Raw genomic sequence first — 19852 nt, forward strand, 5'->3', positions numbered from 1 at the left:
AATGTGTCTTCGCATCACATTACGGCTGCGCCGCTGGTTCCGACGGCGGATTCGCCTCCACCTGACGCAACCGATTGATCGCCGCCAGATATGCCAAAGCGCTGGCTTCGACGACATCCGTCGATGCCCCGCGACCGCGGACGCGACGGTCGTGATGTCGCAGTTCGACGCGCACTTCGCCCTGCGCATCCTTGCCGCTCGTCACAGCCCGGATCGAGTAGTCGAGCAGTTCCGCCTTGATGCCGGTCAGCCGCTGGATCGCCGAGTAGATGGCGTCGATCGGCCCATCGCCGGTCGAGGCGTCCGTCTCGGCGTGGCCGGCCGAGTCGGTGAGCGTGACGGTCGCCGTGGCGATGGCGTGCGTGCCGCTGGTGACCTGCATGTTGGTCAGCTTCCACAGATCGCGCCGCGACGCCGCCGACATCTCCTGCTCCAGCAGCACCTCGATGTCTTCGTCATAGACGTTCTTCTTGCGGTCCGCCAGCGCCTTGAAGCTCTCGAACACGCGCGACAGCGCTTCGTCATCGAGCGTATGCCCCAGTTGTTCGACCCGTTGGCGGAAGGCGTGACGCCCCGAGTGCTTGCCCAGCACGAGCTTGCTTTCGGGGATGCCCACCTCGCGCGGGTCCATGATTTCGTACGTGCTCCGCTCCTTGAGCATGCCGTCCTGGTGGATGCCCGATTCGTGCGCGAAGGCGTTTTCGCCGATGATCGCCTTGTTCCGCTGCACATCCAGCCCGGTCAGATGGCTGACCATGCGGCTCGTCGGATAAATCTTGCGTGTATTGATGTTCGTCGTCAGCTTGTAAAAGTCGTTGCGCGTTCGCAGCGCCATGACGAACTCTTCGAGACTCGCGTTGCCCGCCCGCTCGCCGATGCCGTTGACGGTGCATTCGACCTGCCGCGCGCCGTTCATGACCGCCGCCAGCGAGTTCGCCACCGCCAGGCCCAGATCGTCATGACAATGCGACGAGAGCACGATGCCGCGCTGATCGATGACGGGCAGTTGTGCTCGCACATGCGCGAAGATGTGGCCGTACTCGGCGGGCGTGGCGTAGCCGACGGTGTCGGGGATGTTGATCGTCGTCGCCCCGGCGTCGATGACCGCGCCGATGATTTCGACGAGATGATTCAGTTCCGTGCGCGACCCGTCCTCGGGGCTGAACTCGACATCGTCGACGAACTGTTTGGCCCGCTTCACATGCTCGACGCTGATGCGGACGATTTCCTCGAAGGGCTTTTTGAATTTGTGCTCGCAGTGGATTTTCGAGGTGGCGCAGAACACATGGATGCGCGGATGGGGCGCATCGTGCACCGCCTCCCCGGCCCGGTCCACATCCTTCGCCACGCAGCGCGACAAGCCCGCCACCGTCGCGCGGCCCAGTTCGTGCGCGATCTGCCGCACGGCCTCGAAGTCGTCATTGGACGTGATAGGGAAACCGGCCTCGATGATGTCCACGCCGAGCGCTTCGAGCTGCCGCGCGATTTCGAGCTTCTCGGCGCGGTTCAGTGAAGCGCCGGGGGATTGTTCGCCGTCTCGCAACGTCGTGTCGAAGATCTTGACCGTGTCCATGTTCGTGTCTCGCAGTAAAGGTGCATCCAACAAAAAACCCTGTCGCATGTGCGGACAGGGCGGGGGGTCATGTGGGGAAAATCCGTGTGGAGCGACCGCGCCTATCCGCAATGGGCGGAAAGAAGAAGTAGGCCAAGAAGCGGGGCGGTCGGGATGGAGCGTTGCGTGCTCATGGAAGTGGGTAGTATAGACCCCGGTTCCGGTACGATCAAGCATCGGCCGCAAGCGGAGGGGACATCCAAAAAAATCCGATCCGGCCCGGCGAAAATCTTTGAAAACGCGGGGGCATGGGCCTAGTGTGAGGCCAGCAGGTCCGAGCATTTCGTCGGGCGGACAGAAGTGTGTTTTTTGCTGTGGGAATGAGCATTCGTGAACTTCTAAAATTGGGTATCGCCTATGTGGATGGAGCAGGTGGACACGGCGGAGTTTCTCAGAGTCGTCAGCCCCGCACTCAAGCGATGCGGAGCCGACGAACTGGCCCGACAGGTCAGTCTCCGATGGACCCCGCAGCAGCTTTGTCAGATGCTCCATCACGATCACCCGGATATACGAAAACTGGCATGTGTCACACTCGGGCTCATCGGTGATCAGAGATGTTTGAAGTGCGTCGGTCGAGCCCTTCGCGATCCGGATGTTCAGGTCAATCAACTCGCGGAACACGCCCTCTGGTCCATCTGGTTCCGGACGGGCAACAACGAAAGTCAGCGCTTTTTCCGAAAGGGCATGGCCGCCCTCGAATCCGATCAGCCCAGCGCCGCGGTGACGTATTTCCGGCAGGCCCAGCGTTGTGACGGTCAGTTCGCCTCCGCATTTCATCAGTGTGCCATCGCCCATTACATGCTCGACGAATACTTGGCGGCGATCGAATGCTGCCGCCGCGCGGTCGAGTTGTCGCCCAACCATTTCGGAGCACTGGCGACGATGGGCCATTGCCATGCCCACATGGGCAACTTCCCCGCCGCCGCCGAGTGCTACCGGCAGGCCCTGGCGGTTAACCCGCGCATGGACGGGCTCGCTTCGGCGCTGGGCCGGATCGAGCGGGCGACGGTTCACGCCTGATTTTTTCGTCTATAAACCCCATGAATGAGCGGGATTTGCCGTCAAGGCGACCGGCCTGAGCGCTGTTTATTTGCGCAAGAATTGCCGGAATTTCCTTGACGCCCCATAACCATGGGGTATCATTCGCACTCCCCATGGGTCCGCAAGACCCGATTCCTTCGCCGCACACGGACGTCGGCTAATCCCGCAAATTGAGACGCATGCATGTCGACGACTTACCGTAGTAGCCGCCGCTATCGGCGAGACCGCACCGCTTCCAAGGTCGCGGCCGTGCTCATGTCGGCGATGTTCCTGCTGGTCGCCGGCGGGGTGTGGTGGCTGATCCGTTCGGAAGTCGCGCCGCAGCGCTCGACCGGGCAGGTCGCTCCGCTGTTCGTGCTCGACACGGCGGCGCCGGTGATGCAGGTCCAGCCCGTCATGCCGGTCGTCGAGAACGAAGTGCCGATCGAGGATGTCGCGGCTCCGGCGGAGCAGGTCGTGACGACGCCCGTTGAGATTGAGAAACCCGTGTCGCCCAGCGCTCCGACGCCCGCGCCGCTCAAGCCCGCCCAGCCGATGTTCAACGGCCGGCCGATCCGCGTCATCAAAACCATGCGTATGCTCGTCACCGCCTACAGCCCCGACGCCCGCTCCTGCGGACAGTTCGCCGACAACATCACCGCCAGCGGGTACTCCGTCTGGACGAACGGCATGAAACTCGTCGCCGCAGACCGCCGCCTCTTTCCCTTCGGCGCGATCGTCACGGTGCCGGGGTACAACGATGGTCAGCCCGTCCCGGTGCTCGATCGCGGCAGCGCTATCAAGGGTTCCCGCATTGATCTGCTCTACCCCACGCACGCCATCGCCCGCCAGTGGGGCGCGAAGTGGCTCAACGTGACCGTGTGGGAATATGCGGACTGATTGGTCCTTGCACTTCAAAGATATTTCATCAGTTCAACAGGCAGACGGCGCAGTCCGCGCCGCCGCGCTTTGGCCACCGCATAACGCAGGCACTGATCGACCAACTGCTCGACGCGCGGCGTGACATTCAGACCATGCGCCCGCATGGTCTTGAGCGACCATTGCCACGCCTTGTACTCCTCGTAGCATCGCGGCTTGTAGCGGTAGAAACCGATTGCGTGATGACCGACTTCGTGCAGGAACACCGCCGCGCTGATCGGGCCGCGCGGATACGGCGCTTCGATGAGGCGCGTCACCGTGCCGTTGCGATACTCGACGCGCCAGGCGCATCCGCTGCTGCTGGTGCGCCATCGATTGATACGGATGTCGTATTCGCGCTTCATCTGCTCCACGAGTTCGTCGTAGCGATGTTGCTGCTCGGTGCGGCGCTGCGAGCGCCGGCGCATCACGCCGTTCATTCGCCGCGTCGGGTCGGCCGCCATCGGCGCCGGACTCCACAACCACTTCGCAACCGCCGCCGAAGTCTTCTTCCGCATGCACTGAGACTACCAATGTGTTTGCCGCGTTGCAATCAATTTCCTACGCTGAGCACATGCGATTGATCTACTTCGGCAGCGGCGCGTTTGGATTGCCCACGCTCAAGGCGTTGTGCGAGGCGCATCATTTGGCGCTGATCATCACGCAGCCCGATCGTCCCGCGGGGCGAAACAGGCAATTGACGCCGACGCCGGTCGCGGCATGGGCGCAGGAACGCGGCATGCGCATCCTCAAACCCGAGCGCGTCAATCGGCCCGAGATTCTCGAAGAAGTGCGCGGCATCGAAGCGGATGCGAACGTCGTCGTCGCGTTCGGTCAGAAGATCGGCGTGTCGCTCATCGAGTCGCCGCGCCACGGTCCCGAAGCGACCATGAATCTGCACGCCTCGCTGCTGCCCAAGTATCGCGGCGCGGCGCCGATCAACTGGGCGATGATGCAGGGCGAGCATATCACAGGCAACACCGTCTTCAGTCTCGTCGAAGAAATGGACGCCGGCGACATCCTCGGCATGCAGCAAACGCTCATCGATCCGATGGAAACCGCGGGCGAATTGCACGATCGGCTCTCGGAGATGGGGCCGAAGCTCGTGCTGGAAGTGCTCGACAATCTGCACAAGGGTTGTCTTGAGCCGCGGGCGCAGGATGTGTCGCAGGTGACGCTCGCGCCCAAACTCGGCAAGGCGGACACGGTCATGGACTTTTCGCTCAGTGCGGAACTGGCCCGCTGTCGGGTGCATGGTCTGACGCCCTGGCCGGGCGTGCGCTGCTGGTTCGGTCAGGATCGCAAACTGCTCTTGTTGCGCCGCGTGCAGGATCTGCCGGAGGTGCGTCACAACAAGACGCCCGGCACATTGATCGACGAAGGCACCGTCGCCACCGGCTCGGGCGCGATCAAACTTCTGGAAGTTCAGCCGGCGGGCAAACGCATCATGAACTGGTCCGAATTCGCGCGCGGGCAGGCGCTGAAAATCGGCGACCGATTCGATTCGCACGAAAGTTGAATATCGCGCGGCTCAGCCGCTGTATTCAGCTTCGAGCTGTTTGAGCATGCGGCGGGAGGCGAGCTTGTCCATCGGGTTCATGCGATCGATGATGAGCACGCCGTCGAGGTGATCCGTTTCGTGCTGCCAGATGCGCGCGGGCAGTTCGTCGCTCGTCATCGAAAAGGGCTGGCCGTTGATGTCCAGCGCGTCAATGGTGATGCGGAGGGGGCGGCGGATTTCGGCGGTGACATCGGGGATCGAAAGACAACCTTCGTTGTGCGGGCCGTAGTCTTCACTGGGGTCGCGGAGGACCGGGTTGATGAAGACGCGGTCGTCGGCGGGTTCGCCGGTGTGATTGGCGACGAACAGGCGCCAGGGCAGGCCGACCTGGGGCGCGGCGAGCCCGACGCCGGGGGCCTCGTGCATGAGCTCGATCATGCGGGCGGCAACGGCTCGGATCTCGTCATCGACCTTCTCGATCGTTCGGGCCTTGCGGCGCAGCACGGGGTCGGGATAAAGCACGATGCGTAGCTGTTCGGCCTTGACGGACATGGCGTTATCATAGATGCTATGGGGGCTTTGGCCAAGATGTGGGACTTGGCTCAAGTGCGTGCGGCGCATAGACTGACAACAGAGGTTCACGCCCAAAGATGCCCGCCTTCGCACCGGTGCGACCCGGCGTGGTATGAGTCGCGTGAACTTTACAGGTGAATTCATTTGGCATGGAATCCCTTCAGTAAGAAAAAGGCCGCCGATGGCGACGATGCCGCGGCTGGGTCCGACGATGCTGTGCAGACGGACGTCGCCGAGAGCGGGTCCGACAAGGCCGGCGCGAAGGATGCGAAGGGCGCGGCTGAAGAGCATCAGCGTGATCCCCGCCGCGCGCAGCCGTGGTTTGATCGCGGCAAGACCGTGGCGGACACCGGCAACTACGACTACGCCATCGAGTGCTACATCAGCGGCCTGAAGTTCGACCCCGAGTCGATCCGGCATCATGAAGCGCTGCGCGAAGTGGCGCTGCGCCGCCGTGCCAACGGGGGCAAGCCGGCGGGCATGAAGGATCAGTTCAAGCACTCCGGCGGCAAGACCTCCATCGACAAGATGCTCAACGCCGAGTTTCTGTGGGCGAAGAATCCGCTGGATCCCGGGCTGGCGCTGGCGGTGATGAACGGATCGGCGAAGGCGGAGCTTGACGAAGTGACGTACTGGATCGGCGAGATCACGCTCGATCTGAACCGCCAGTCCAAGAAGCCCAGCATGACGGTGTATCTCAAGGCCCGCGATAATTTCGCCAAGGTCGGCGCTTTCGACATGGCGGTCGAGGCGTGCAGGTTCGTGCTCGCGATGGAGCCGAACAACATGAAGCTCGTGCAGGAGTACAAGAACCTCGAAGCCGAGAAGACCATCATGGAAGGTCGCTACGGCGAAGAGGGCGGCAGCTTCCGCACGGCGCTCAAGGACGCGGACAAGGCCAAGGCCTTGGCGCAGTCCGACTCGATCGCCGCCACGGGCGATCAGCTCACCGAACTCATCGCCCGGCTCCGCAAGGAATACGAAGAGAAGCTCGACGACATCGAGCGGCTTCAGAAACTGGTCCGCGCCCTGTTGCAGAAGGGCGACAAGGCGTCGCAGGACGAAGCGATCAAGTGGCTCGAAGACGGGTTTGAGCGATTCGGGCAGTACATGTTCAAGATGCAGGTGGGCGAGATTCGCATCAAGCAGTTCGCCGCCGCCCGCCGCGAGTACGAAGCCAAGCTCGCCACCGCCGACACCGACGAAGCCAAGGCCGAGGTCGCCGAGCAGATCCGCCGCATCAAGGCGGCCCAGCTCAAGTTCGAAGTGGGCGAGTTCCAGGACCGCGTCAAGGCGTATCCGACGGACATGCGCTGGCGCTTCGAGCTGGGTAAGCGTCAGTTTTTGATGCGCGAGTTCGACGCGGCGATCGCCAGCTTCCAGGAAGCGCAGTCCGACCCCAAATACCGCGCCATGTCGCTGCGGTACCTCGGCGAAGCGTTCGCGCTTAAGGATTGGGTCGACGAAGCGATCGATACCTACCACCGCGCGATCGAAGTGCATCCGTATAACGACGATCGACTGGCGCTGGAGCTGCGTTACAACCTCATGTGCGCGCTCGAAGCCAAGGCGCGCCGCGAGAAGGATGTGGCGATCGCGCAGGAGGCGGCGAAGATCGCCAGCCAGATCGCCCAGGCCGACATCAACTATCACGACATCCGTCAGCGCATCGAAATGCTGCGCAAGCTCACGACGGACCTCAAGGAAGGCCGCGATCCTTCGTGAGTTCAGTCGCATGAGCGTCGTCGCCGTCATCCCCGCCCGTTTCGCATCCACACGTCTGCCCGGCAAGCCCCTGCTTGACCGTACGGGCAGGGCGATGATCGTGCACGTCGTCGAGCAAGCCGCCCGGGCCAATTGCATCGACGATGTGATCGTCGCCACCGATGACGCTCGCATTCAGAACGTCGTCGCCGCCGCCGGATTCAAAGCCGTCATGACCCGTGCCGATCACCCCAACGGCACGAGCCGCATCGCTGAAGTCGCGGCGGGGCTCCCGGCGAACGTCGATGTCGTCGTGAATGTGCAGGGCGACGAACCGCAGATCGACCCGGAGCATATCGACGCCGCCGTCGAGCGTCTCTGCGCCGGCGAGGAGCCGATGGCGACGATCGCTTCGCCGTTTCAGCCGGGCGAAGATACAGGCAATCCGAATATCGTGAAGGTCGTGCTCGATCAGCGCGGGCGGGCGATGTACTTTTCGCGCAGTCTGATTCCCTATCCGCGCACCGGCTCGCCGACCGTGCTCAAGCACATCGGCCTTTACGTGTATCGCCGCGACTTCCTGCCGACGTACATCTCGCTTCCCGCCACGCCCTGCGAGCAGGCCGAGGCGTTGGAACAGCTTCGCGCCCTCGAGCATGGCCACCCCATCGCCGCCGTGATCCGTACCGTCCGTCACACCGGCATCGACACGCCCGAGCAATACGAAGCGTTCGTGCGTCACATGACCGGCCGCTGATCCGCGTCATTTGGCATTGCGAAAATCGACGATGCGCAGGAACGTCAGGTAATTGGCGTCATGAAAATTGTGCGCCCCGCCCGCGTCGTCGTCCCATGCCGTGCGGATTGCCGCGATGATGTCTTCGCCCTCGAACTGCCAGTCGGCATACTGCACGCCATGCCGCGTGCGATCGGGGTGATGGATGAGCGTGCAGCGGATCGTCCATGTGCGCAGGTCCGGCGAACTGATCAACGCCAGCGTGTTGCGATAGCCGGCCGCACCCTTGGTCGCTTCCTGCGGCGCCGGGTTGCTCAGCGCCCAGTACAGCTTGCTTGTCGGATCGAAGCGGATGTTGAACTTCGTCGCGCCGCCGGGCAGGTCGACGAAGCCGCTCGCCGGATCGAACGACGCGGTTTTGCCATCGGGGCTGATCGTGACGATCGCCGCCTTGTTCCCGCTCGGGTACTCGACGCGCAGCACATCGACGACCCCGCCGCCCGGCGCGACCACGGCATTACCCTCCAGCCATCCCCCGAAGTCGCCGTTGAGCCACGTCACGTCGCGCGGCAGCGGCGTTGCCAGCGTCCAACTCGACGCCTTGAGCAGGTCGGCGTCGGCGGGCGCACTGAGCATACCCGCCCGGAAGAACAAGCCCCATTTCCCGCCGGGCCCGTGATTGTCCTCCATCCCGCGCCACAGCCGTCCGTTGTGCTCGATGATCGGCATCGTCGAAGTGTGATACCCCGCGTCGCTTGTCAGCAGGCCGTGCTCCGCATCGGTCGGCTTCGTCCATGTCCGTCCGCCGTCATCGCTGCGCCGGATCACCACATGCCCGTACTGACGATCGACGCCCATCAGGTACGTCGCCCCGCGATGCATGAACAACCCGGTCCAGAACATGCCGTCGATCCTGGCGATGTTCTTCCATGTCGCCCCGCGGTCGTCGGAGCGGAAGACCAGCCCCTGTCCCTTCTCGTTCATCGTCGTGCCCGGCCCGAACAGATCGCAGGCCGCCAGATACGCCCCATCCGGCGCGTTGACGATCGCCGGCGAACCGACATAGCGCTTCAGCGCCGCGGGCGTGTGATAGATCACTACGCCCGGCACCGCGGCCGCGGCGGATTCGGCGGGCGGTTCGGCGTGTGCGGCGGCAATGGTGACAAGGGAGCAGGCGAATGTGGCGACCAGAAAAAAGCGACAGCGTGAGTGTTTTTGCATGATAAGAGTCCATGGTGGGGCGGACAGGGGGGCATGTCAACCGGCTCGACGCCGAATCGGGCGTGATTTGGGCTTTGAGGCGTCGTGCGAACGTGCTTGCCAATGGGCCTCCCGTTGTGTTACGATAAGACATGCCCACCGAAAATACGGACATCCTCGCGGAAGTCGGTCACCAGACGCACGAAACCGAATATTACTCGCCCATTCCCAAGGGTTACGAACGGGGACGCCATAAGTACGTCGTCGTCATGGGCACCGTCATGAGCGGGCTGGGCAAGGGCATTTTTTCCTCCTCGCTCGCCAAGCTGCTCAAGGACAAAGGCCTCCGCGTCGCGCCCATCAAGATGGAGGGCTACCTGAATCTCGATTCAGGGACGCTCAATCCGTACCGTCACGGCGAGGTTTTCGTCCTCGACGACGGGATGGAAACCGACATGGACCTTGGCACCTACGAGCGCATGCTCGATCAGAATCTGACGCGCGATAACTTCGTCACCTCCGGTCAGATTTACCGCCGCATTCTCGACAAGGAGCGGCAGGGCGGCTACCTCGGGCGCGATGTGCAGATGATCCCGCATGTGACGGGTGAAGTGAAGCATCAACTCCGCCAGCTCGCCGTCAAGCAGGACGCCGATGTCATCTTCGTCGAAGTCGGGGGGACGGTCGGCGACTTTGAGAATGGCTTCTACATCGAAGCGCTGCGTGAACTGGCCTTTGAGGAAGGCGAGCATTCGGTGTGTTTCGTCGGGCTGACGTACATCATCGAGCCGCGCGCGCTGGGCGAGCAGAAGTCCAAGGCGGCGCAGCTTGGGATCAAGCGCATGATGGAGCTGGGCGTGCAGCCGCACATCATCGCCTGCCGCGGGCGCAATCCGGTGACAGAGAAAGTGCGTGAGAAGATCGCCATGTTCTCCAACGTCCCCAAGCGCCGCGTGTTCTCCATGCACGACCGCGATTCGATCTACACGATCCCCGAGCAGATGCACGGCGAGGGGCTGGACCTGGAAATCCTCTCGATTCTCGATCTGCACGAGCGCGTCAAGCCGTCGACCGAAGACAAGGCGCGACGCGAATGGAGTCGGTTCGTCGATCTGCTCTCCGGGCCGCGCAAGTATGAAATCTCCGTCGGCATCACCGGCAAGTACGCTGAGCTGCGCGATGCCTACGCTTCGATCGAAAAGTCGCTCGAGCACTGCGGGGCGCATCTGTCGGCGAACATCAACATCCGCTGGCTCGACACGATCGCGATGGACACCATCAGCGCGGATCAGGTGGCGGATCAGCTCAAGGCGCTTGACGCCGTCATCGTACCCGGCGGGTTCGGTCATCGGGGGACCGAAGGCAAGGTCGCGTCGGTCAAGTTCTGCCGTGAGACCAAGACGCCGTACCTGGGCATCTGTCTTGGTTTTCAGATGGCGGTGATCGAGTTCGCGCGCAACGTGTGCGGGCTTGCCAAGGCGATGAGCAGCGAGTTCGATGTGCGGTCCGATTGCGCGGTGATCGACATTCTGCCTGAGCAGAAGAAGATTGAAGGGCTCGGCGGGAACATGCGGCTCGGCGGCAAGGACATCGACATCACGCGCGGCACGCTCGCCTCGATGCTCTACGACAACAAGACACGCATCCGAGAACGCTTCCGCCATCGCTACGAAGTCGATCCCAAATACATCGAAACGCTCGAGAAGCACGGCATGATCTTCTCCGGCCGGCACCCTACCCAGCCGATCATGCAGGTGCTGGAGCTGCCGCATGACATGCACCCGTATTTCATCGGCGGGCAGTTCCACCCGGAACTGAGCAGTCGCCCGCTGCGGCCGGCGCCGATGTTCATGGGCCTCGTCGCCGCGGCGATTCGTCACGCCTACCCCGACATCCCCGCCGAGAAGATCAGCGAGCGCTGGCTCCCTTTTGCTAATCAGCCCGCCGGAGCGTGACCATGCAGAGGACGCTTGGGCTTTTGAGTATGGCGGTTGTCGCGCTTTTCATCGGGCACGTTTGCGCCCAGACGGAGGTTCCGCAGCCGGAATGGGGTCGTATCACTCCTCTGGGGCAAGGTCGATTTCTTATCGAGCGAACCGTCGCCGGCGCGGCCCCGATGAGTCTGCCGACGCCGTTCGCCAACATCGTCCGCGTGCATCAGGATGACGATTCCCCCGCCGTGCTTGAATTCAACGGCGATGCGTCGAGAATTCTCATTCACGCTGACCATCGCGTCACCGTCGAAACCGCCGAAAAATCGCAGCAGTTCGACGACGGCCGCATCATCTTTTCCGCCCTCGACGCCGTCGTGCATGGCGACAAGGCCAAACTCGAATCGCACCCCGGCTCGCACCGCATCGGTTTCTGGACGAACGCGGGGGACTACGTCACATGGGACTACGCGCCCACGCGCTGGGGCATGTATGACATCGAACTGACATACTCCGCCGCGGGCGCCAATGGCACGCGCATCGCCGTCGAATATGCGAGTAAAATTTTCGAGGCGGACCTGACGTCGACCGGTTCGTGGTATCGCTACACCACGATTCCCATCGGCCGCGTCTATCTGCCGGATACCGCCAAGCAGACGCTGACGGTCCGCTGCATCAAGAAAGTCGGCGGCGCCGTGATGAACCTCAAGGCGGTCATCCTCCGCCCCGCGCCCGAGGGCGAGCAGCCGGTCCGGGCTGACGAACACGGCATCCTGACGCTCTACCCGAAAGACGCGACCGTGCATGGCGTTGCGCTGCGTTACGAGCCCCGGCCGGATAAAAACACACTCGGATTCTGGACGAAAGCGACCGACGCCGCTTCGTGGGATTTCGTCATCGACAAGCCCGGTGCGTACCACGTCATGCTCGAGCACGGCTGCGGCAACGGTCAGGGCGGAAGCGAAGCGGCGGTGAGTATCGATGATCGGACCTTCAAGTGGACGGTGCAGGACACCGGCGGATACCACAATTTCGTGGACCTGGATTTGGGCGAGGTGCAGCTTGAGGGCGGGCGACATACGCTCATCATCAAGTCGATGACGAAGGCCGGCGCGGCCGTGATGGATGTGCATCAGTTGCAGCTCCGGCCGGCCGGCCCCTGAAGCCGATGGTTGATTCGATGGAGGCATTCCCGCATGGCGCGATTGGCTTTGGCGCTGGTATTGGCGCAGCTGGCGATGAACAGCATGGTGTTGCCGGTGCGCGCTGAGACACCCCAGCAGCATGCGACGCGCATGGCCTGGTGGCGCGAGGCGCGCTTCGGCATGTTCGTGCATTGGGGTGTCTACGCCGTCCCCGCCGGCGAATACGACGGCAGGGAAGTGAAGGGCCCCAGCGAATGGCTCATGAACAACGCGCCCGTGCCGGTCGGCGAATACGTCAAGTACGCCAGCCGGTTCAATCCGGCGAAGTACGATCCCGCCGCATGGGTCGCCGCGGCGAAGGCGGCGGGCATGAAGTACATCGTCATCACGTCCAAGCATCACGATGGCTTTTGCCTCTGGGACTCGAAGGTGACCGACTACGACGTGGTGGACGCGACGCCGTACGGCAAGGACCTGCTCGCGCCGCTCGCCGCCGAGTGCCGCAAGCAGGGGCTGCACTTCGGCGTGTACTACTCGATCATGGACTGGCATCACCCATCGCAGGAACCCGGCGGCAAAAACGGCCAGTACAGCCCGACGAAAATGAAGGACGGCAAAAAGCCCGAGTATGTCGCTTACATGAAAGCGCAGCTCAAGGAGCTGACCGACGAGCTGAGCCCTGAAGTTTTCTGGTTCGACGGCGAATGGCCGGACTGGTGGACCGAAGCGGACGGGCGCGATTTGTACGATTACCTGTTGTCGCTCAATCCGAATGTCATCGTCAACAATCGCGTCGGCAAGGGCCGCAAGGGCATGGAAGGTTTGAGCAAGAGCGATCAGCAGTACGCCGGCGACTTCGGCACGCCGGAGCAGCGGATTCCGCCGCAGGGTTTGCCCGGCGTGGATTGGGAATCGTGCATGACGATGAACAATTCGTGGGGCTACAAGAAGACGGACCATCAGTTCAAATCCGCCCCCGACCTGATCCGCAACCTCATCGACATCGCCTCCAAAGGCGGCAACTACCTGCTCAACGTCGGACCCACGGCCGAGGGTGAAATCCCCGCCGAAAGTCTCGATCGTCTCGCGGCGATCGGACAATGGATGACGATCAATGGTGATGCGATTCACGGCTCGACCGCCAGTCCGTTCCCCGCGATCCCGGCATGGGGTCGCGTCACGACGGGGGATCACAAACTCTACCTTTGCGTTTTCGACTGGCCCAAGGATCACCAGCTCGTCGTGCCGCGCCTGCACAATCAGGTTCCGGGGCAGTATCTCATCAGTAATCCAACCGGCAAAATCAAGCTTCAGCCGAACATCGATTCGTGGACCATCCTCCTGCCCGACGCGGCGCCGGATGCGACGGCGAGCGTGGTCGTGATGGAGATCGAAGGGAACACGGCGCCTGTGACCGACGAGCCGTTCGTCGTCGAGCAGGGGACCGATGGTTCAATCACGCTCGCCGCTCACAACGCCACGACGCACGGCAAACTTGTCCGCTACGAACCACAACCCTACAAAAACACCGTCGGTTACTGGGCGAATCCCGATGACTGGTACGACTGGCAATTCACCGTGACGAAGCCCGGCTCGTTCCAGGTCGTCATTCAACAGGGATGCGGCAAAGGCAACGGCGGCAGCGACGTGTCCGTCACCGTCGACGATCAGGCGATTCAGTTCACCGTGCAGGACACCGGCGGATTTCAGAACTTCATCGACCGCGGCATCGGCATCGTCACCCTCGACAAACCCGGCCCGCACACGCTCGCCATCCACTGCCTCAAAAAAGCCAGGTCCGCCGTCATGGACTGCCGCCAGGTCCTGCTCATCCCAACGAAGTGACCGCGCCTACTTCGTGTAACCGGCCGTCCCGTCGGCCTGAACTTTCCAATGCCAGCGGTCGATGTAGACCTGCGCCGGTTTGAAGTCGTCATGCGTCTCCGCCAGCCGGCGCGTCAGCAGGGCGTCGAGCTTCGTCTTCAGATCGTTCGCCGCCGGGTCGTCGATGAGATTGCGAAGCTGGTACGGGTCCGTCTGATTGTCGTACAGAAGCCACGGCCCGTTCAGATCGCGGGCATAGGTGTAACGCTCGGTCCGCACGCCGCGGAATTCCTTGCCGCCGCGCGCCCGCGTCCATTCGCCGAACGGCGCGGGGCACGTGATCAGCGCCGCATTGTCCTTGTTCGGATTGTCGCCGCCTTTCATGTACCCGCTGTAATCGAGCCCTTCGACCGTGTCGGGAATCGGCACGCCCGCCAGCCCCAGCAGCGTCGGCATGATGTCCTCCGAATTCATCGGCGTGTCGATTCGTTTGCCGTCCTCACCGAGTCCCGCCGGGTAATGCCAGAGCATCGGCGTGCGGATCGATTCGTCCCACGGTTTCTGCTTTCGGATCATGCCCTGCGACCCGAGCATGGCGCCGTGATCGGAGGTGAACACCACGATCGTGTCGCGCTCGATACCCGTCTCGCGCAGCGTGTCCATCAGTTCGCCAATGCAGTGATCGAGCGCGGTGCAATGGGCGTAATAGCCGGCCAGATCAATGCGCGATTGCTTCTCATGCTCCGCCGGCACGTTCTCGCGCAGCTTCAGCGAAGCCGGGTCGTACATGTCGCGATATTCCTTCGGCGCGGTCTGATACGGATTGTGCGGCGGACCCCACGACAGTACCAGCGCGAACGGCTTGTCGCCCTTGGCGTGATCGCGAATGTATTTTTGCGCATCAGCCGTCTGTGCAAACGCGTCATATCCTTCCCAAAATTGTTTGGTCGGGTCATCCCCTTCAAAGTACGGCGAGTGGTTGTAGTCGTGCGTGCAGTCGAGCACTTTCCAATATTCGAATCCGTGCTGCCGCTCCTTGGGGATGTACGACTCGCGATGATTCCCGTCCAGGTGCCACTTACCGATGTATCCGGTCGTGTAACCGGCGGCGATCAGCGCGGGGGCGAGCGTCGTCGCATTGGTTTGCAGCGGCACGTCATTGAGAAAGACGCCATGCGTGAGCGGGCGCTGCCCCGTGATAAGCGAAGCGCGGAACGGGCAGCACACCGGCTGACTCGACACCGCGTTGAAAAGATCCGCCGACCGAGCCGCCAGCTTGTCGAGCTGAGGCGTCTTGACGTTGGGGTCCCCGGCGTAGCCCGTCGCCTGCGCCCGCCACATGTCGCCGAACACGATGAGGATGTTCGGCTTCTTCGCGGCGTCGACAGCGCCCGCAGCGACCAGTACGATTAACAGTGCGAGAAGTTGTTTCATGATTCGCATTTTACGCCGCCTTCGCGCATGAGAAAGCTCAGGGATGGCCATCCCTGAGCTTTCGGTGATTCGGTTCCGTGGATTATCCGCCGATTGTCAACCCGTTGACGTAGTCGACGAGTTCATTGTTCTTGGCGTCGATGGACTTCGTCAGGTCGTCGATCTGCTTCTGAAGCTTTTCGATCGTATCCTCTTCCTCCGAGAGCTTGGTGATGTAGCGCTTGCCGAGGGTCGAGTCATTGCCGACACTCGCCAGGTTCTTGCGCAGGCGGTCCTGGCCCTGCTGAATCTCATTGAGCTGGCGCTGCAGTTCGTTGCGCTGGCCTTGCAGACCCGCGAGCTCCTGCTTCATGGCGACCGCCTTCGCGAGGGCGTCCCGCACCTTGGCGTCGATCTGCTTCTGATTGATGTAGAACACGAGCATGTCGGGCGAGGAGGGAATGATTGCGATCGACTGCGTCATCGGCTGCTGTTCCTTGACGGAGAACTTGCCCGACTGACCGGCGTCGACGCCCACGCGGAAGCGGTACACGTTGGGCGTCTTCTCTTCGTACGCCTTGGGCTCGATCAGGTCGCGCCCGTTGTAGAATGGATGCTCGATGATCATTTCGCGCTTGACCTTGGCCTTGTTCTTGATGACGTAGTCCTGCTGGTAGGTGTTCATGCGCGTCACGTACAGCACGCCGCGCACAATCTTCACGCCGGTCATTTCCTGATCGTTCTTCATCGACGGATCGACCGTCACCGCCAGGTCGACCGCGTAGCTGAGCAGTCGCTTTTCATCGGGCGCCATGTGCCCGATCTGCGCGTCGCCGGCGTAGGCCCCGCCGTCAAACACGGTCACCGGCCCGCCCATGAGCTTGAACCCGGTGTCGTTGGTGAGGTACACGCCGTTGAGCGGATGCGTGGCGAGTTCCTGCTGGTTGTAGATGCTGACTTTCTCGGCCTTGATCTCCTTGTTGACGATCGGCAGCATGGCCGAGCGTCGTCGCGAGAGATTGATCGGATGCTGGAGCGTGTATTCGAAAAGCTCGCCGAGATCGCCCGCCGAAGCGATCGACTGCACGCCGCCGCTCAGGTCCACCTGCTTCTTCGCGGCGTCCTGCTGCATCGCCAGCCCGCGCCCCGCGAACCCGCCGTTTTGCGCCATCGCCCCCGGCGCCATCGGCGCCGCCGCCATCGCGGCCTTCTCCATCACCTTGCGCCGATCCGCCTGACGCTCCCGTTCTTCGCCGCCCTCCGCACGCAGGTTCGCCAGCTTGTCCGTCGCCTCGATGCCTTCGTCGTAGCGCTTGGGCGTCAGCGATGCGAAAAGCTCCGGCACGACGACCGGCCGCGGCACATACAGCGGCGTATACAGGTCCATCACGAACGACATCGGCCGACCGCTCACCAGCGACAGCGTCACATCCTTCCAGTCGCTGTCGCTCGTGTTCTCGACGATCGCCCAGCCCTGAAGCAGCGGCTTCTTCTCCGAAAGGTCCAGCCGATACGACGTCTTCCAGATCGGCGTCTCGACCAGATAGCCGACCCGCACGCGCCGCTCGCCTTCGCCGGCGAAGCGAATCTCGACGGGTTTGCGATCCTTGTCGCGCGACTGAACGAGCAGCGACAACGCCTGATTCAACTCCTGCTGAAGCTTCTGATCCGAGAGCGTCAGACTCTGCACGTTGTTCATGTTCACCGACCGGATGCCCGTCGGAGTCACCAGGTGCAGGATGTACTCCGTCACCGTCGCTTCGGGGTTGCCGATGACTTTCGTCTTGCTTTCGACGTTCAGAATGGATCCGGTGATCCTGTCCGGCGCTTCGATGACGACTTGCGCGCCGCGAAGCTGCGTGAGCAGTTCGGGCAGGGTGGGGTTGTCGGAGATGTCCACGCCGAAGCTGTGCAGCGCGCGTTCGATGGGCTCCTGCGACGGGTAGGACACGCTCGAGACGTTGCCCCCGTCCGCGTCCATGAGCACCATCGACTTGAGCACGTCATTGATCTGGTCGGCCTTGAACATGAGCTCCATGTTCGCATTGCCTTTGACCTTCCCGCTGTGCTCGAAGTAGCCGACGCCGCTGGAAAAGAGCACTGCCCGGGTGACAGGCAATTCAGTGTCCGGCTGCTGCTGCTGGCCGAAGGCCGCCGTGCCCAGAAGGGCGCCGATCATGACCCAAACCCAATGCCGCATCGCCATTTGCCTGCGCATCACGAAGCTCCTTGTGATCGATTGCATGGTGCCACCCTTCCAGACGCACAACACCCCGGGGCGTTCAAATCATTTTACGACAAAAAAGACAGGACGCACGGGCCAGCCGTGCGTCCTGCGTCAATTCAAACTGAACCGATCGATCACTCGCCGGCGTCGTCCTTGTCCTTGCCGGTCTTCGCACCGCCGGGACCGAAGCTGATCTTGTCGGTGCCGAGGATGTTGGCATGTGCATCCATGCCGCCGCGGGACGGCTGCACGCTGTCCGACGAACGGAACGATTCGCTGCCGCCCTCGGACTCGCCCGGAAGCTGAGCACGCTTCAGCGACAGGCCGATCTTGCGCTCTTCGACGTCGACGCGGAGGATCTTGACCTCCAGGTCCTCGCCGACCTTGACCACATCCTGCGGGTTCTCTACCTTGTGGTCCGCCAGCTCGGAGATATGGAGCAGGCCTTCCAGGTCCTCTTCGAGTTCGACGAACACGCCGAAGTTGGTGATCTTCGTGACCTTGCCGTGCACGACCATGCCCGGCTGATAGTGCGTCGGGATCGCTTCGATCCACGGGTCTTCGGAAAGCTGCTTGACGCCCAGACTGACGCGCTGCTTCTCCTGATCAACTTCGAGCACGATGCACTTGATCTCCTGACCCTTCTTAAGCAGCTCGTTGGGGTGAGCCACCTTCTTGGTCCACGACAGATCGCTGACGTGCAGCATGCCGTCGATGCCCGGCTCGATCTCGACGAAAGCGCCGTAGTTCGTGAGGTTCCGCACGATGCCGTCGATGACGGTGCCGGGCGGGTACTTGTCGGCGACAAGATCCCACGGGTTCACTTCCGCCTGCTTCATGCCCAGACTGATTTCCTGCTTGTCGCGGTTGATGTCGAGCACGACGACTTCGACCATGTCGCCGGCGTTGACGATCTCCGACGGGTGATTGACCCGGCGGGTCCACGACATTTCGCTGATGTGTACGAGGCCTTCGATGCCGTCCTCGAGCTTGACGAAGGCGCCGTAGCTGACGATGTTGACGACTTCGCCCTTGACCTTGGAGCTGATCGGGTACTTGTCCGCGATCGAGTCCCATGGATTGGCCTCACGCTGCTTGAGCCCCAGCGCGATCTTCTCCTTCTCGCGGTCGATCGAAAGCACCTTGACCTCGATCTCCTGATTGATGCTGAGCATCTCCGAAGGATGATTGACCCGGCCCCAGCTCATGTCCGTCACGTGCAGCAGGCCGTCGAGCCCGCCGATGTCCACGAACGCGCCGAAGTCGGCGATGTTTTTGACCACGCCCTTGACGAGATCGCCCTCGGTGAGCGTCGTGAGCAGTTTCTCGCGCTTCTCGGCCCGCTCCTCTTCGACGAGCTTACGGCGGGAGATGACGATGTTGCGGCGGTCGGTGTCGATCTTGAGGATCTTCGCCTTGATCTTCTTGCCGATGTACTCGCCGATGTCGGCGGGGCGGCGGATGTCCACCTGCGACGCCGGCAGGAACACCGGCACGCCGATGTCCACCAGCAGACCGCCCTTGATCTTCCGCATGACCTTGCCTTCGACTTCGTCGCCCTCGGCCTTCTCGGTGATGATCCGCTCCCAGCCGCGGATGCGATCGGCCTTGCGCTTCGATAGCTGAATCACGCCGTTCTCGGCTTCGAGATTCTCCAGCAGCACTTCGAACGTGCTCCCGAGCTTGATCTCCTCGAACTCGTCGAACTCGCTCTTGTTGACCAGGCCCTCGCTCTTGAAGCCGACGTCCACGACGACGTCATCGCCGGCGAAACCGACGACGCGCCCCGTGAGAATCTTGCCCCGCGTGATGTCCGAGACTTCGTCGCCGAGGAACGATGCAAGATCGTTGCCCAGCTCGTTGGCCTCGGTCATCAGCGCGTTGGCGCTTAACGCCTCATCTTCGAGTTCTTTGATCAGATTGAAATCAACCACAGACATGTCCTTTATGTGCATGCCTCGATGCCGGACATCCTGTCCGCGAGGCCGGCGACGAATCCCGAACGGGGTCGTCGCCCTGGTCTTTCCGGCCGCCGGATTCACACGAAT

The 19852-nt window shown here is 62.4% G+C and carries 15 protein-coding genes; 8 read left to right on the top strand and 7 right to left on the bottom strand.

The annotated features are described in order from the left end of the window. Positions 1-19: 19 nt before the first annotated feature. On the bottom strand, positions 20-1573 hold the full coding sequence (locus GC162_09420; GenBank protein MBI1368857.1) for a 2-isopropylmalate synthase: 1554 nt from the start codon (positions 1571-1573) through the stop codon (positions 20-22). A gap of 396 nt (positions 1574-1969) precedes the next feature. Between GC162_09420 and GC162_09425 the strand changes: the two genes are divergently transcribed. After that, positions 1970-2632: a tetratricopeptide repeat protein gene (locus tag GC162_09425; protein ID MBI1368858.1), complete on the top strand. Its 663-nt coding sequence runs from the start codon at positions 1970-1972 to the stop codon at positions 2630-2632. Positions 2633-2836: 204 nt separating this feature from the next. Beyond that, the gene (locus tag GC162_09430; protein MBI1368859.1) at positions 2837-3532 is read left to right on the top strand and encodes a hypothetical protein; all 696 of its coding nucleotides are present in this window, start codon (positions 2837-2839) and stop codon (positions 3530-3532) included. A gap of 14 nt (positions 3533-3546) precedes the next feature. Here the strand turns inward: GC162_09430 and GC162_09435 are convergent, their stop codons facing one another. Further along, a complete protein-coding gene (locus GC162_09435; protein MBI1368860.1) occupies positions 3547-4068 on the bottom strand; it encodes a hypothetical protein in 522 nt (173 codons plus the stop codon). A 56-nt stretch (positions 4069-4124) separates the two neighbouring features. Here GC162_09435 and GC162_09440 point away from each other — a divergent pair, with 56 nt between their 5' ends. Next, positions 4125-5069 carry a methionyl-tRNA formyltransferase gene (locus tag GC162_09440; protein MBI1368861.1) on the top strand — a complete coding sequence of 315 codons (945 nt, stop codon included), beginning with the start codon at positions 4125-4127 and terminating at the stop codon, positions 5067-5069. 12 nt (positions 5070-5081) lie between these two features. On the opposite strand, the gene def is transcribed toward GC162_09440, so the two are convergent. Next, positions 5082-5603, bottom strand: coding sequence for a peptide deformylase (gene def, locus GC162_09445; protein ID MBI1368862.1), 522 nt, complete (start codon positions 5601-5603; stop codon positions 5082-5084). A 165-nt stretch (positions 5604-5768) separates the two neighbouring features. On the opposite strand from def, the gene GC162_09450 reads away from it, so the two are divergent. Together GC162_09450 and kdsB are read left to right on the top strand one after the other, a co-directional pair. After that, complete coding sequence (locus GC162_09450; protein MBI1368863.1) at positions 5769-7349, top strand: hypothetical protein; 1581 nt, start codon at positions 5769-5771, stop codon at positions 7347-7349. Positions 7350-7359: 10 nt separating this feature from the next. After that, on the top strand, positions 7360-8085 hold the full coding sequence (kdsB, locus tag GC162_09455; protein ID MBI1368864.1) for a 3-deoxy-manno-octulosonate cytidylyltransferase: 726 nt from the start codon (positions 7360-7362) through the stop codon (positions 8083-8085). Between the two features lie 6 nt (positions 8086-8091). Here the strand turns inward: kdsB and GC162_09460 are convergent, their stop codons facing one another. Continuing rightward, positions 8092-9222 carry an exo-alpha-sialidase gene (locus tag GC162_09460; protein ID MBI1368865.1) on the bottom strand — a complete coding sequence of 377 codons (1131 nt, stop codon included), beginning with the start codon at positions 9220-9222 and terminating at the stop codon, positions 8092-8094. A 194-nt stretch (positions 9223-9416) separates the two neighbouring features. On the opposite strand from GC162_09460, the gene GC162_09465 reads away from it, so the two are divergent. The 3 genes from GC162_09465 to GC162_09475 are packed head-to-tail and all read left to right on the top strand — an operon-like array spanning position 9417 to position 14185. After that, the gene (locus GC162_09465; protein ID MBI1368866.1) at positions 9417-11219 is read left to right on the top strand and encodes a CTP synthase; all 1803 of its coding nucleotides are present in this window, start codon (positions 9417-9419) and stop codon (positions 11217-11219) included. 2 nt (positions 11220-11221) lie between these two features. Continuing rightward, a complete protein-coding gene (locus GC162_09470; protein MBI1368867.1) occupies positions 11222-12358 on the top strand; it encodes a carbohydrate-binding protein in 1137 nt (378 codons plus the stop codon). Positions 12359-12391: 33 nt separating this feature from the next. Then, on the top strand, positions 12392-14185 hold the full coding sequence (locus GC162_09475; GenBank protein MBI1368868.1) for an alpha-L-fucosidase: 1794 nt from the start codon (positions 12392-12394) through the stop codon (positions 14183-14185). Between the two features lie 6 nt (positions 14186-14191). On the opposite strand, the gene GC162_09480 is transcribed toward GC162_09475, so the two are convergent. The 3 genes from GC162_09480 to GC162_09490 form a co-directional block, all read right to left on the bottom strand. Further along, positions 14192-15607, bottom strand: a complete 1416-nt coding sequence (locus GC162_09480) for a sulfatase-like hydrolase/transferase (protein MBI1368869.1) — start codon at positions 15605-15607, stop codon at positions 14192-14194. Between the two features lie 73 nt (positions 15608-15680). Next, a complete protein-coding gene (locus tag GC162_09485; GenBank protein MBI1368870.1) occupies positions 15681-17795 on the bottom strand; it encodes a hypothetical protein in 2115 nt (704 codons plus the stop codon). Positions 17796-17938: 143 nt separating this feature from the next. Further along, entirely contained in the window at positions 17939-19738 is a 1800-nt protein-coding gene (locus GC162_09490) for a 30S ribosomal protein S1 (protein ID MBI1368871.1), read from the bottom strand. Positions 19739-19852: the final 114 nt, after the last annotated feature.

This window comes from Planctomycetota bacterium (genome assembly GCA_016125255.1).
Lineage (GTDB): Bacteria > Planctomycetota > Phycisphaerae > Phycisphaerales > Zrk34 > RI-421.